This is a genomic window from Acinetobacter sp. UBA991 (assembly GCF_002292065.1).
Taxonomy (GTDB): domain Bacteria; phylum Pseudomonadota; class Gammaproteobacteria; order Pseudomonadales; family Moraxellaceae; genus Acinetobacter; species Acinetobacter higginsii.
The window spans coordinates 1-14,526 of record NZ_DBBF01000011.1; the positions used below are offsets into that span (position 1 = coordinate 1).

Genomic DNA, 14,526 nt, shown 5'->3' on the forward strand with positions numbered 1-14,526 from the left:
TGGTTTATTACGTTCAAACTTGGCTTTAGCCATGATGATCTTCCTTTATAAACTGCTCATGAGGGTCGCCCATGAGCACTTGGTTTTTTAACTAAATTTAGTTGGGTAATATAGTAATCGAAAGATTACTCGTCGTCACCTTTTTTACCGCCAGCTTGGAACTTAGCGATGATGCCTTCAGCCACGTTACGTGGTGTTTCAGCGTATTTAGCGAATTCCATAGAATACGTCGCACGACCTTGAGACATAGAACGCATTTGAGTCGCGTAACCAAACATCTCAGCCAATGGAACTTCTGCTTTAATTGCTTTTGTTCCACCAGGAAGATCGTCCATACCTTGAACCATACCACGACGACGGTTTAAGTCACCCATGATATCGCCCATGTAGTCTTCTGGAGTTTCTACTTCAACTTTCATGATTGGTTCAAGAAGGATAGGATCAGCTTTCATGAAACCGTCACGGAAAGCGTATGAACCAGCCATTTTGAACGATAATTCGTCAGAGTCGACATCGTGGTAAGAACCGTCGAATAATGTCGCTTTGATACCCACAACAGGGTAACCAGCCAATACACCATTCTTCATACGTTCTTGAATACCTTTATCAACCGCACCAAAGAATTCTTTAGGTACTGTACCGCCGACAACTTCTTCAGCGAATTGGTATTCTTTACCAGCTTCTTCAACATCCATAGGCTCTAAACGAACATATACATGACCGAATTTACCTTTACCACCTGTTTGACGAACAAACTTACCTTCTTGCTCAACAGACTTTTTGATCGTTTCACGGTAAGCAACCATTGGTTTACCAATGTTCGCTTCAACACCGAATTCACGCTTCATACGGTCAACGATGATGTCAAGGTGAAGCTCACCCATACCAGCAATAATTGTTTGACCAGATTCTTCGTCTGTACGAACGCGGAACGATGGATCTTCTTTCGCCAAACGACCTAAAGCAATTGACATTTTTTCTTGGTCAGCTTTAGTTTTTGGTTCAACAGCCAATGAAATTACTGGCTCTGGGAATTCCATACGCTCAAGAGTAATGATGTTTTTCTCATCACATAATGTATCACCCGTAGTAACGTCTTTAAGACCTACACACGCTGCGATATCACCTGCACGGATTTCTTCAAGATCTTGACGTTCGTTCGCGTGCATTTGCACGATACGACCGATACGTTCACGCTTAGATTTAACTGGGTTATAAACCGGATCACCTTGTTTAAGAACACCAGAATAAACACGTACGAATGTTAAGTTACCTACGAACTTATCGTTCATGATTTTGAACGCAAGTGCAGAGAACGGCGCTTCGTCAGATGCTTCACGAGATGCTTTAGTTTCATCTTTGTCGTCAAGAATACCTTCAATCGCTTTAACTTCTGTAGGAGAAGGCAAGAATTGAATTACAGCATCCAACATACGTTGAACACCTTTGTTCTTGAACGCTGAACCACAAAGCATAACTTGGATTTCAGAAGCCAATGTACGTGTACGAAGACCAGCGATGATTTCTTCTTTAGAAAGATCACCTTCTTCCAAGTACTTGTCCATTAGCTCTTCAGATGCTTCAGCCGCAGCTTCAACCATCTTAGTACGCCATTCTTGAGAAATCTCAACGAGGTCAGCAGGAATATCACCGTATTCGAACTTCATACCTTGAGATGCTTCATCCCAGATAATCGCTTTCATTTCGATAAGGTCAACAACACCTGTGAACGTATCTTCTGCACCGATTGGCACAACGATAGGCACAGGATTACCACCTAAACGAGTTTTAACTTGCTCAACAGCACGGAAGAAGTTTGCACCAGTACGGTCCATCTTGTTCACGAATGCTAAACGAGGCACTTTATATTTGTTCGCTTGACGCCATACAGTTTCAGACTGAGGCTGTACACCACCAACTGCACAGTAAACCATGCACGCACCGTCAAGAACACGCATAGAACGTTCAACTTCGATTGTGAAGTCTACGTGTCCCGGTGTATCAATTACGTTGATACGGTGTTGTTGGAATTGGTTAGCCATACCAGACCAGAAACAAGTTGTAGCAGCAGAGGTAATTGTAATACCACGCTCTTGCTCTTGTTCCATCCAGTCCATTGTTGCTGCACCATCGTGTACTTCACCAATTTTGTGAGATACACCTGTGTAGAACAAAATACGTTCAGTTGTAGTTGTTTTACCTGCGTCAATGTGCGCAGAAATACCGATGTTACGGTAATTACTAATTGGGGTTTGGCGAGCCATGATGTCTACATTCCTAAATGTTATATTTAAAACAGGACGCACCAATTAAATTGATGCGCACGAATATCCAAGCAGGCAACTTAAATACCCGCAAAGCCCCCACTTTGGTAAAGAGCGATGTTGAATCGAGCCGCGGTACGCATGAATATTCTCCTGATTAGGGACTGTTTTATCCGCTTAGAAACGGTAGTGAGAGAAGGCTTTGTTGGCTTCAGCCATACGATGCACGTCTTCACGTTTTTTGATCGCTGCACCTTTACCTTCAGCTGCATCAAGCAACTCACCAGCAAGACGTAAAGCCATCGTTTTTTCAGAACGCTTAGCAGCAGCATCTACTAACCAACGCATAGCTAGAGCAGTACGACGGGATGGGCGTACTTCCATAGGTACTTGATAAGTAGCACCACCAACACGGCGTGCTTTTACTTCAACCATAGGACGAACTTTTTCAAGAGTAGTCTCGAAAAATTCAACCGGGTCTACTTTGTTTTTTTCTTGAACGCGGTCTAAAGCACCGTAAACGATACTTTCAGCAATAGATTTTTTACCATCTTGCATTACGTGGTTCATGAATTTAGCGATTGTTTGGCTGCTAAATTTTGGATCTGGAAGGATCTCACGAGCAGCGACTACGCGACGTCTTGGCATTTTAATACACCTAATAATATGACACTTCAGGATAATCCAGCAGTTTGTACGAGTGTCATGTACTTTCGCTGGCCTTACTATACGTCGCTTGAATTACAAAACTATGAAGAATTCAAACAAGCGAAACGCTAAAGGGTTATTTGGACTAGTTTCCTAGAATTACTTCTTAGGACGCTTAGTACCGTATTTAGAACGTGACTGGTTACGATCTTTAACGCCAGCACAGTCTAAAGAACCACGAACGGTATGGTAACGTACACCTGGTAAGTCTTTAACACGACCACCACGGATAAGAACAACACTGTGCTCTTGTAGGTTATGACCTTCACCACCGATATAGCTAGATACTTCAAAACCTGAAGTTAAGCGAACACGGCAAACCTTACGCATTGCTGAGTTAGGTTTTTTAGGTGTAGTAGTATAAACACGTGTACATACACCACGACGTTGTGGACAAGCCTTCAACGCAGGAACTTTAGATTTTTCAATCAAAGTTGTACGACCCTTACGGATCAACTGATTTGTTGTTGCCATTTGGCAATTCTCCCGTTATTAAACAACCTTAAAAAAAGGAAAGAACCTCTTTTTAAGGGCACATAATTGTAAGCTAAGAAGTAAAAATGGTCAACATTTGAAGTGTCGACCATTTCTGATGTTTGTTGTGTTTTTTATGTCTAAAACATTACAGCCAGATTTAGCTATGTTTTGTTGAGGCAGGTTCTATATCAATTGATTTTTGCTCAGCCTCAATATCCTCAAAAGTTTCATCTTGCTGTACTTTTAATGCTGGCTGTTGTTCCGCATGGGGATGTTCAACCACATGTTGTTCTGCAAGCTGCTGAATTCCCTCTTCTACCTTGTCACCCACAGCGACTGTCGAAGCTTTATTTGCTTTCACTTGAACCGTCACTTTAGTAATCACATCATTCTGTTCATCTGATGCTGTGGTTTTGTTGGCTTCTGCCGCTGCACTTAATAAACGTGGGCTCGCCTTTTTCAATAAAGCTTCCGCCTTAAAATATGCATCTAGTGGCGAAATTTTTTCATGGGGATGTTCATTAATATAGAAGCGAGCTGCACCAAAAATAGATTGCGATTTGTGCCCAACATCCTCTAATAGTCTCCAACTATAGAAACCACCTAGCGCTGCACCTGCAACAGGTGTCAATTTACTAAGCACAGAAGCTTGAGGAATCCGATTGAGCCAGTTCCATTTAAACTCACCACTTTCATCCACTAACCATTTTTTCACCAACTCAATATCATTATTTGAACCTAACAATTGCTGAAACTGTTGCAAATCATGCGTTTCCAACATGGATTTCAACGCTTTTAACGCAACTAACAAGGTTTGTTTTTCCGCAACTAAACTCAAATCAATTTCTTTAAAGATGAAAGCAACAATTTCTTGATCTGTATCCTCAGATAAATCAAAACCATGTGAACGACCAGTTTGATAAATCGTTCTCAAGGTCAAAACAATAGATGCTGGAATATCGATCGCTGCACCCCAGACTCCCGTTGCACCTGTAATCGCTCCTTGTGCTGCAGCCAATAATTTATTTTGCTCAATTAATGCCTGACTTAGGCGCTGTGAACGTCCTGTATCTGTGGTCAGTTCCATAATATCTTTGACCCCTGCTTCCTCAAGGATTTTTTCAGTCAAAGAACTATTTGAACTAAACTCATTTAACCATTGGAATAAATAGTCTGAGACCTTATCGCCCAAATCTGGTGATACAAACGAAGCCACACTATTCACTCGGTTATAATGACGACCTAACAATTGATGAGATAGTTTTGGAAATTGTTGACGTAGCATTTGCTGAGGATTTTCGTATTTTTCGACCTCAAATGGACTTTTGAAACGTGCTTTTCCTTCAACAATATTGGATGAATTCGCGAGTTCCGCACCCGATGTGGTTGGGGCAACTTGAAATTTCTGCAATTCTGAACTGAGCTTTTTAGCCACTCCAAAGGCTTGTGCAAATAAACCTGAAGATTGCTTGTTTTTAGATTTTGTCATCAAGTACCTCTGTTGTGTAATCTGTGCATTTCTAGGTAAATACTAGGTTGAATGCAGATTTATCTCAACTTTTATCTGTGTTCTTTCTTTACGTTTCGTCACAACATCGCGAATATTTACGAATATTTACACAACTGGAAATAGGCATAAGATTTGCCATAAGAAATAAAAAACCTTTCTGCTATCATGGTGTCATTCACTCATAAGCCATTTTAATCGTTATTTTTCTCCTGATCTGTATTCATAGCGAGATGCACAGGGCTTAAGTATTACCATAAAAGGGATCTGTAAATGAAACGTGTTGTAATCACTGGTATGGGCATTAACTCATGTATCGGTAACTCTTTAGAAGAGGTCACTCATTCTTTAAAAAATGGAATCTCAGGCACACGTTTAAATCCAACTTATGCAGAACTGAATTTCAAAAGCCATGTCAGCGCTGCAGCTGAACAGGATTTTGATGGTATTGATCGCAAACTGAAACGCTTTATGGGCGTCTGTGCGATGTATGCGTATAACGCAGCTGTCGCAGCTGTTGAACATGCTGGACTGAAACAAGAAGATTTGGCAAACAATCCACGTTACGGTATCGCTGGCGGTTCTGGTGGTAACTCAACTGCATCTGTTGCAGAAATGATCAAACTATTAGAGGAAAAAGGTGCGCGTAAAATCGGTCCTTTCTTTGTACCTCGTAATATGAGTAACACCATTACCGCGAACGTTGGCGTTGCATTCAAACTGCAAGGCGTAGCGCACTCGATTACCAGTGCATGTGCAACGTCTGCCGATGCGATTGGTTATGCCTACAACCTGATTCAATTGGGTAAACAAGATTTAATGCTTGCTGGCGGTGGTGAAGAAGATCACTGGTCACAAAGCTTATTGTTTGATGCGATGGGCGCATTGTGTTCAAAATACAATGACACACCTGAAACTGCATCACGCCCATACTCAAAAGACCGTGACGGTTTCGTGATTGCTGGTGGTGGTGGTTTCGTGGTGCTTGAGTCACTTGAACATGCGCAAGCACGTGGCGCGAATATCCTCGCTGAAGTGATTGGCTATGCTGCAAACAGTGATGGTGCTGACATGGTTGCGCCAAGTGGCGAAGGTGCAACACGTTGTATCATCATGGCGTTGGATGAAGCAAAACAGCATGGTGTAGAGCAAATTGACTATGTCAACACACACGGTACTTCAACACCAGCGGGTGACGTAACTGAGCTTAAAGCAATGGAACGTGCATTTGGTGAAGGACAAGTTCCTCCACTCAGCTCGACCAAATCGATGACGGGTCATAGCTTAGGTGCTGCGGGCGTTCAGGAAGCAATTTATTCTGTCTTGATGATGCAAAATGACTTTATTGCGCCAAACATCAACGTGACTGAGCTTGATGAAGGCGCACAAGGTTTCGATATTGTACTTGAAAAACGTGATGCAAAACTGAATACTGTCATGAGTAACAGTTTTGGCTTTGGCGGTGTTAACGCCTGCCTTATTTTCAAGAAGTGGGACGCATAATCCCATTTAGCAGGATTATCGATGGATGCACCTTCTGATGCTTTCTTATGGGTAAAAGCATTACATATTATTGCTGTGGTTTGCTGGTTCGCTGCATTGTTCTACTTACCACGCCTTTATGTCTACCATGCCATGAGTGAAGATGCAGTTAGCCATCAACGCTTTGAAGTCATGGAACGTAAGTTGTATCGCGGTATTATGTGGCCGTCTATGATTGCCACACTTATTACCGCCCACTTTCTGGTTGATTGGGGCGATGCAACCCGACATTATCATGAAGCTTTATGGTTCTACCTTAAAGTCGGTCTAGTCGGTTTATTGGTGATTTACCATTTTGTTTGTGGTTATTACCGTAAAAAACTGATTGGCAATGCTCACTATAAATCACACAAGTTTTGGCGCTTCTTTAATGAGATGCCGACCTTGATCTTATTTGCAGTGGTGATTTTAGTCGTAGTAAAACCTCAGTTCTAAGACAACAAGTCTTGTTTTCTAATGCTGTAATTTTCTTCAAAAACAATTACAGCATTCGTTTCCGATCTAGGCATCCAGACTACAAACAGCTTATCCCCTTCAAATTCAAAGACACTTGCTCAAAATGTGTCTCTTTTTTTGTTTTCAGATTACGATAACTTACACCATAAAGAATATAGCCCTGCGACACAAAGGTATATTGCCCTGTCACTTTGCCATCAATCAGCTCATTCATGGTCTTATAAACTTCGGGCTGAGCGACTTCACCCATCTCAACCTCTTCAATATAGACTGGCTCAGAAAGCTTGATATCTTTGAGATAGGGATAATACTTAATCGTTTGTGTCTTTTGATATTGTGGTGAAACCAATAAAATTGATTTTTTGCCATTAGCAAAACAGTAATATTCATTACTTGCATAGGCCTGTACACACACAGATAAAAACAGGCACAACCATAAAGTTTGTTTCATCATTCATTTCATCTCTTGCTGCAAATGATTGATCTGTATTTCTGCGCTCGCCATCAGATCATAAATATTTTTTTATTCTTAACGGGACTTTGTTGGATAAGCCCAACTTTTTCATTTGATCAGCATACATCATGTAATTTTTTCTGGCTTGACCTATATTTTTTAAAGCTAAATAAGCATCCGCTCGATTTAAGTAAGCCACAGTTCTATTCGGATCTAATTTTATGACATGGTTTAAAAATCTTAATGAAGCATCATAATAACCCAATTGATAAAGGAAAAATGCAGAATCGTTTAGTTCTGCTGCATCCTGTTTTCTATAGGTAGATAATTGGCAATCAATGCTCCCAACAATTTGCTGTATCTCAGAAACATCTCTTTTATTGAGTTGCTTTAACTGTTCCGAAGCTAAGTAGTGAAAGTAGTTAACCCCATCTTTTCCCCCACCAATATCAGCCATCCAAACCGGTGTATGACTTTGTTTATCCCATTGTCCACTGCAACTGTTAGAAATCATGCTGGGTATGGTATCTAAAATCACGTTTCGGTTTTGATCAACAATAAAACACTGCGTCATTTCAGTTTCAGATGCATCCAAGATTGCAGCATAGTTGTATTGATTATTTTTATAAGCATCAATGGTTAAGAAAAAAAGCGTGCTATTAGCTTGTAACGCTTTCAATGGTGATCCCGTACAATTTGTATAGTGCTGTATGTCTAAATTTGCAAAAGCTGCGCAGCTCATCCAACAGAGTGAAAAAACCATTAATTTAATGCTTCGCATACCAAAATTCACCCTGTTTAGTTTGCTTTTATTCTAGAATAAACTAGATCTTCACGTTTTTCAGATGCCTAGTTCAGATGAACAAACCAATACAGCATGCTCTACCAAAATTGAAAGCTCGATTCATTGCCAGCCTAATCTTTTACCTCAAAATGAATCAATTCCAATATCGTGGTTTGACGTCTGGTGAAATCGAAATGGCACGCCCTGTCTTTGGCGATCTTATCGATTATGCACAAATAAAGATTTTTAATATTCCCTACCTACCTTGGCAACCTACTAATATTTTTATGGCACCCAATGGCAATCTATTTGTGCATCAGAAATACTTTAGCCCTGACTATTCAACATGCTCCACATCCTTGCAGGGAATCTTTATTCACGAACTAGCGCATATTTTACAGTTTCAGCAAGGAATCAATGTGGTTGTTAAAGGTGCAATCCTTCAAGTTGGCTATTACCTCAGTTTTAAGCAATACAATCCATATCGATATCAATTTATAAAAAACAAAGCCTTTTCTAGTTATAACATCGAACAACAAGGTGATATTGCACGAGATGTGTTTTTCCACAAAATCCCCAACATTATTCTAAAAAATAAAAAAGCCCTGTAAGTTTTAACTACAGAGCTTTTTAAGTAAGCATTGTGCAAGAAAAATTATGCAGCAGTGCCTTTTTGAGTTTCATTATTAAGTTCATGACTATCATCCATATCAGTCGTAAAATCTACACGCATCGCATCCTTAACAATGGTACCAATACGCCCAACACCAATAGCGAATACCAAGGCGATTACAGGCAATAAAATTGTTGAAGTCATAATTTCGCACCTCTTTATTTAAAATGACTATTTAAAAACTAGGTTAGGCCTGCTGATCTTGTTCGCGAAACATTACTGTTCCAATACGACCAACAACCACAGCTAAACCAAAAGCAATTACCGGAAATAATAAAACTGACATTGTTCGTTACCTCATCAAAAATGAATCAAAATTTAATGATCAATTAAACTTGTTGATCTTTTTCTTGGAACATTACTGTACCCACACGACCAACGACTACAGCCAAACCAAAAGCAATTACAGGAAATAATAAAACTGACATTGTTGTTACCTCTTCATTTTACGTGCTTGGTTACACTTGATGAGTATCAAAGTGCACATCCGTTCACATTAATTAGGATAATAGCAGTGCACAAATGTACACTCAAGTGTCGCAAAGATATTCCCGATAAACGGTATAAAAAACACACAATATAATTTTAAATTATTGAACAATAACATCTTTCAAAAAAGTACAACTGTTTTAAATATTTTTAAATGTAAAGTAAAAACCTAAAGTTGTTCTTTTTTCTCAATTTTTTATTGTTTGTTGATCTTGTAATTAGGGTGTCATGCTTACATGCGAAAATGACATGAAAAAAACTTTATATGACTCTATTCAATTTATTTATAATCATGCACCATAATCACGCAAACATTGAGAAATGTTGCTGTTTTATACAGAAAAACTTGTTATTTTTACGCAGAAAAATGTGCATTTAGTATATATTAGTAAACTTGTCATTTTTCTTTAAGATATAAAATGTTTGGCGCCATGATATACACTTGTTTTAAATAATTATACCCATATAAATCAACAACTTGTATATCAGAACTTGTTAAGACTTAGGATTAGGTTTGAATGAAAAATTTTAAAGTTGCCCTTGCTCAATTCTCTCCGCACATTGGCAATATTGATGCAAATACTCAAAAGATGGTTGAGCAAGCAAATTTAGCGAAACAACAACAGGCTGATTTGATCATCTTCCCTGAACTTTCTACGCTTGGTTACCCTGCTGAAGACCTATTACTCCGCCCAAATCTACAAAAGCGCACTCAAAAAGCGTTTGCCCAATTAAGCGAAGTAAAAGATATCTTGATGGTATTCGGTTTTGTGCACCAAACTGAGGATGGTCATCGCTATAACTCCGCTGCTGTCATGAAAGACGGGCAAGTTTTAGGTGTTTATAACAAACAAAACCTGCCAAATTATGGCGTGTTCGATGAGAAACGCTATTTCCAAGAAGGTCATCAACATCTTGTTTTTGAATATCTAGGCCATAAATTCGGTGTCTTGATTTGTGAAGATGTTTGGTCACTGAATACCGTTAAACAACTCAGTCAATTGAATGTTGAAACAGTTCTGGTCTTAAATGCTTCACCGTATGAAGTGGGCAAACCACAACACCGCATTCAAACCCTCAATGAACTTGCAAAACAATTGAGTCTAAATATTGTCTATGTCAACCAAGTGGGTGGACAAGACGACCTTATTTTTGATGGTTCAAGCTTTGTCAGCAATAATAGCGGCCAACTTGCACTGCAAGTACCAAGCTTTCAAGAAGCGCTTGCTTACGCTGAATATGATGCAGAACAAAAACAGTTCAAAGCAACTGATGCGATTCCTACATTAGAAACTTTTGCCGAGATTTATCAAGCTTTAGTGATGGCAACACGTGACTACGTGCAACGCTCTGGCTTCCCAGGTGTGATTCTTGGCTTATCTGGCGGAATCGATTCAGCTTTAACATTGGCCATTGCGGTTGATGCCATTGGTGCAGATAAAGTACAGGCTGTAATGATGCCTTATACCTACACCTCACAAATGAGTGTAGAAGATGCAACTGAACAAGCACGTCGTATGGGCGTCACCTTTGGTATTGCCGAGATTCACCCAATCGTAAATAGCTTCATGCAAACCTTGTTCCCATTCTTTGGTAATACCCCTGCTGATGCAACTGAAGAAAATTTACAAGCACGTACTCGCGGTACTTTACTGATGGGTTTATCTAATAAATTTGGTAATCTCGTGCTATCTACAGGCAACAAGTCTGAAATCTCGGTAGGCTATTGCACCCTCTATGGCGATATGGTTGGTGGTTTTTCAGTGCTGAAAGACGTGTATAAAACCATTGTATTTGAATTAGCAAAATACCGTAACACGCTTGAAGAAACACCTGTGATTCCAGAGCGTGTGATTACTCGTCCACCATCAGCAGAACTTCGTCCAGATCAAAAAGACCAAGATTCATTACCTGCTTATGATGTACTTGATGCCATCTTATATGCTTATATTGAAGAAGATCTCAGCCAAGCAGATATTATCGCCAAAGGCTACGAAGCTGAAGTGGTCGAAAAAGTCATTCGCTTGGTAGATCGTAATGAATACAAGCGTCGTCAGGGTGCGATTGGACCACGTATTAGTTCACGTGCCTTCAGTCGTGAGCGACGCTACCCGATCGTCAATGGATGGACCGCGAATGACTGAAAAAATTGTTTCTGAAAAGTCACAATTACTTGCTCAAGCTTTAATGCTTGAGCAAGTTTCATTTTATAAAAATCAACTCACCACTCAACTTTCTGCTGATTTTTTCCAGCAATTTATTCAACTTTTTCTCCAACATGCACCTAATATTCAGCTCAAGGAAGTGGTTGAATTAGAACAAATTCAGGCGGTTGTAAAACGCTATGCATTTGAAATGCAACTCGGTGCAGGTCTGTTAGAATTTATTGGAGAAATTGCACAAAGACTGCATGTCTTTTCTTTACAGTCATCTGCACAGTTACAAGACGTATTCTCAGATCACCAGTTTGAAATGTGGCTATCCAAGTTTTTAGAGCTGGAAAATATTCGCCATTATTTAAATCAGTTTTTAAAAGAAAGCCCTTCGATTCAGCAGTTGTGCCAATACATCGCCACCACAACACTACAAAACAAATTACCAAAATTATTTGCTCAGTCAGATGAAGCGCATATTTCTGAAAGCAAATACGAATGGCAACAAAAACTAAAAAGCTTTTCGCATCGCCAACAGCAGCGTATTGAACAAAAGATTGAAGAAAGTATTGGTCGATTCATTCAAGAACAACTGGTTGATCTCAGCTTGCTTTCAAATGATGACCTTGAGAGCCTTGCGCGCAATATCTGGGACGACAACAAAGCCCAGCCTTTATCAGAATACACCAAACAAGTGACACCACTGGATGTAGAAGAGTTCTTCGTGATGATTTACGAGTACTGGAAAGAATTACGCCAGTCCACGTTCATACAAGATTTGATTTTATACGGTGTTAAGGTGTTTTATGACTTCTATAAAGATGAAAGTCTGGAAGATGTTTTTGCTGCAATTGGCTTAGAAGAAACTGACCTGCTGAATGAGGCTGTGCGATTCTATCCAAAAGTTGTGAAAGCATTAGATGAGCACGGCGTATTAGAACCGATTATTACGCTGATCCTAAAACCGTTCTATGAAAGCCCACAAACCCTCGCCAGCATCGAAAAGCATCTATAAAAAATAAAGCCTGTAAATGAATAACTCATTTACAGGCTTTTGCATATCTGATGCATTATTTTTTCGAGCAAAATCCAGACAAAAAGAAACCACGCAGGAGCGTGGTTTTTAAAATGGTGGCTATGACGAGACTTGAACTTGTGACCCCCGCATTATGAGTGCGGTGCTCTAACCAACTGAGCTACATAGCCGTAAACTGTGTGCGCATTATCTAGTTTTCGATTCAGTTGGTCAAGTCTATGACCTTGAAAATATAGAACATATGAACAGTTTTTATGCTATCAGCCATCAATTGATCAAATTTCAACAGATCTCTGCGTCAACGACAAAATTGAGTCATGAATGAGCTTTTATTCAATTAAAAATAACCAGAGAATCTAGTGTCAAAAGATTATTTTGAAGATTACAAAAACTACAGACAAAAAGAGACCACGCAGGAGCGTGGTCTATAAAATGGTGGCTATGACGAGACTTGAACTTGTGACCCCCGCATTATGAGTGCGGTGCTCTAACCAACTGAGCTACATAGCCGAAAACTGTGGGCGCATTATCTTAACTTTCAATACACACGTCAAGCACAATTTTAAAAAATTTGAGAAGTGGGCCTATAAGCCGGGTTCTGTCGAGGACGATCATTCCTCTAGGCGTACAATCACTCATACGCTCAAGCGACCTACCCGAATCCAGCACGGGCCGTGCCTCAGGATTCCTATTTGGTCTTGCTTCTGGTGGGGTTTACCTTGCCGTGAACTGTTACCAGACACGCGGTGCGCTCTTACCGCACCCTTTCACCCTTACCTCACGAATGAGGCGGTCTACTCTCTGCTGCACTTGCCGTCGGCTTTCGCCGCCCAGGCGTTACCTGGCACCTTGCCCTATGAAGCCCGGACTTTCCTCCCCTGTTTCAGTCACGGAGACCTCCACAGCAGCGACCGTCCAGCCCACTTCGTGGCGCATCTTATCAAAGATCGAAATTAATTGCTCGCATTTTTTTGCGCAGTTAACTTTTTGTATTTCGCCATCAAGTCATCATGCGATTCGACATGTTGCGGATCGAGCGGAATACAATCAACTGGACAAAACAACTGACACTGTGGCTGATCATGATGACCGATGCATTCTGTACAGAGTGCAGGATCGATCTCATAAATCAGCTCACCCATATAAATGGCTTCATTGGGACAAACAGGTTCACAGACATCACAGTTAATGCATTCATCTGTAATATATAAAGACACGCTACCAACCTTGTTGATGTTTACGTTCAAAGGCCTCAACCACAATGGCAGGCACAAATTTGGTCACATCACCTTTTAAACGAGCAATTTCTCTTACCAATGTCGATGAGATAAATGAATATTGCTCAGAGGGAGTTAAAAAGACTGATTCAAAATGTGGATCAAGTTGACGGTTCATATTCGCCAATTGAAATTCATATTCAAAATCAGAAATTGCTCTTAAACCACGGAGTACGGCTGTTGCACGCTGTTCACGGAAGAAATTAACCAGTAAACCATCAAAACCAACAAACTCAACATTGGTCAAATGACTCAATGATGCTTTGGCTAATTCAACACGCTCTTCTAAACTAAACACAGGATTCTTATGATGACCAATCGCGATTGCAACCACAACTTCATCAAACATTTTTGATGCTCTTGCAACCAAATCAACATGTCCATTGGTAATTGGATCAAAAGTCCCCGGATAAATCACACGTGTTTTAGACATGCGTTGTACTCTAGTTAATGAGATAAGGAGCGTATTTTAACAAATCTTGGCTCTAAACGCGAAATTCCTAAACATTGGAAAAAGGTTGCGTTTTACGGCACAATAGCTGTAATTGTGGAAGTTTGAATTATGGCGCAAGCAACAGTTGTAAAAAATTATACGTGTTTAAGTTTCTTACAATTCTTTATAGTTCCTTTTATTTTTATAACTATTTGATAAATAATAATTGATGTTCCTTTTAGTTCTTTTTAGTTTGTTTTAATTCACAGTAAA

At 40.0% G+C, this 14,526-nt stretch carries 14 protein-coding genes, 2 tRNA genes and 1 other RNA gene; 5 read left to right on the forward strand and 12 right to left on the reverse strand.

Going from position 1 to position 14,526, the window contains the following annotated elements; all coding sequences use genetic code 11:
* Positions 1 to 125: 125 nt before the first annotated feature.
* The 4 genes from fusA to B2727_RS03905 all read right to left on the reverse strand — a co-directional run bounded on the left by fusA (position 126) and on the right by B2727_RS03905 (position 4,938).
* Complete coding sequence (gene fusA / locus B2727_RS03890; RefSeq protein WP_005205454.1) at positions 126 to 2,264, reverse strand: elongation factor G; 2,139 nt, start codon at positions 2,262 to 2,264, stop codon at positions 126 to 128.
* A 177-nt stretch (positions 2,265 to 2,441) separates the two neighbouring features.
* Positions 2,442 to 2,912 carry a 30S ribosomal protein S7 gene (gene rpsG, locus B2727_RS03895; RefSeq protein ID WP_004655203.1) on the reverse strand — a complete coding sequence of 157 codons (471 nt, stop codon included), beginning with the start codon at positions 2,910 to 2,912 and terminating at the stop codon, positions 2,442 to 2,444.
* A 159-nt stretch (positions 2,913 to 3,071) separates the two neighbouring features.
* On the reverse strand, positions 3,072 to 3,446 hold the full coding sequence (gene rpsL, locus B2727_RS03900; protein ID WP_004648013.1) for a 30S ribosomal protein S12: 375 nt from the start codon (positions 3,444 to 3,446) through the stop codon (positions 3,072 to 3,074).
* A 160-nt stretch (positions 3,447 to 3,606) separates the two neighbouring features.
* Positions 3,607 to 4,938 (reverse strand): EcsC family protein, encoded by a 1,332-nt coding sequence (locus tag B2727_RS03905; RefSeq protein WP_005321425.1) that lies wholly within the window; start codon positions 4,936 to 4,938, stop codon positions 3,607 to 3,609.
* Positions 4,939 to 5,229: 291 nt separating this feature from the next.
* Here B2727_RS03905 and B2727_RS03910 point away from each other — a divergent pair, with 291 nt between their 5' ends.
* On the forward strand, positions 5,230 to 6,459 hold the full coding sequence (locus B2727_RS03910; protein ID WP_004805136.1) for a beta-ketoacyl-ACP synthase II: 1,230 nt from the start codon (positions 5,230 to 5,232) through the stop codon (positions 6,457 to 6,459).
* Positions 6,460 to 6,480: 21 nt separating this feature from the next.
* Positions 6,481 to 6,933: a protoporphyrinogen oxidase HemJ gene (gene hemJ, locus B2727_RS03915; protein WP_004805133.1), complete on the forward strand. Its 453-nt coding sequence runs from the start codon at positions 6,481 to 6,483 to the stop codon at positions 6,931 to 6,933.
* 79 nt (positions 6,934 to 7,012) lie between these two features.
* Here hemJ and B2727_RS03920 read toward each other — a convergent pair whose 3' ends face one another.
* Both B2727_RS03920 and B2727_RS03925 read right to left on the reverse strand, forming a co-directional pair.
* The gene (locus B2727_RS03920; protein ID WP_033134442.1) at positions 7,013 to 7,408 is read right to left on the reverse strand and encodes a hypothetical protein; all 396 of its coding nucleotides are present in this window, start codon (positions 7,406 to 7,408) and stop codon (positions 7,013 to 7,015) included.
* A 55-nt stretch (positions 7,409 to 7,463) separates the two neighbouring features.
* Complete coding sequence (locus B2727_RS03925; protein ID WP_033134441.1) at positions 7,464 to 8,189, reverse strand: tetratricopeptide repeat protein; 726 nt, start codon at positions 8,187 to 8,189, stop codon at positions 7,464 to 7,466.
* A 77-nt stretch (positions 8,190 to 8,266) separates the two neighbouring features.
* On the opposite strand from B2727_RS03925, the gene B2727_RS03930 reads away from it, so the two are divergent.
* On the forward strand, positions 8,267 to 8,803 hold the full coding sequence (locus B2727_RS03930; protein ID WP_005321396.1) for a hypothetical protein: 537 nt from the start codon (positions 8,267 to 8,269) through the stop codon (positions 8,801 to 8,803).
* Positions 8,804 to 8,847: 44 nt separating this feature from the next.
* On the opposite strand, the gene B2727_RS03935 is transcribed toward B2727_RS03930, so the two are convergent.
* Complete coding sequence (locus B2727_RS03935) at positions 8,848 to 9,009, reverse strand: hypothetical protein (RefSeq protein WP_164467937.1); 162 nt, start codon at positions 9,007 to 9,009, stop codon at positions 8,848 to 8,850.
* Between the two features lie 863 nt (positions 9,010 to 9,872).
* Here B2727_RS03935 and B2727_RS03940 point away from each other — a divergent pair.
* Positions 9,873 to 11,498, forward strand: coding sequence for an NAD+ synthase (locus B2727_RS03940; protein WP_033134440.1), 1,626 nt, complete (start codon positions 9,873 to 9,875; stop codon positions 11,496 to 11,498).
* Positions 11,491 to 12,522, forward strand: coding sequence for a hypothetical protein (locus B2727_RS03945; RefSeq protein WP_033134439.1), 1,032 nt, complete (start codon positions 11,491 to 11,493; stop codon positions 12,520 to 12,522). The genes B2727_RS03940 and B2727_RS03945 overlap by 8 nt, the downstream gene beginning before the upstream one ends.
* Before the next feature lie 114 nt (positions 12,523 to 12,636).
* Here the strand turns inward: B2727_RS03945 and B2727_RS03950 are convergent.
* From B2727_RS03950 to coaD, 5 genes are all read right to left on the reverse strand, one after another.
* A tRNA-Met gene (locus tag B2727_RS03950) sits at positions 12,637 to 12,713 on the reverse strand.
* 263 nt (positions 12,714 to 12,976) lie between these two features.
* Positions 12,977 to 13,053, reverse strand: a tRNA-Met gene (locus tag B2727_RS03955).
* Positions 13,054 to 13,114: 61 nt separating this feature from the next.
* Positions 13,115 to 13,470, reverse strand: an RNA gene (rnpB, locus tag B2727_RS03960) — RNase P RNA component class A.
* A 26-nt stretch (positions 13,471 to 13,496) separates the two neighbouring features.
* Positions 13,497 to 13,760 (reverse strand): YfhL family 4Fe-4S dicluster ferredoxin, encoded by a 264-nt coding sequence (locus tag B2727_RS03965; protein WP_005321387.1) that lies wholly within the window; start codon positions 13,758 to 13,760, stop codon positions 13,497 to 13,499.
* Position 13,761: 1 nt separating this feature from the next.
* Entirely contained in the window at positions 13,762 to 14,253 is a 492-nt protein-coding gene (gene coaD / locus B2727_RS03970) for a pantetheine-phosphate adenylyltransferase (RefSeq protein WP_004805114.1), read from the reverse strand.
* Positions 14,254 to 14,526 lie beyond the last annotated feature (273 nt).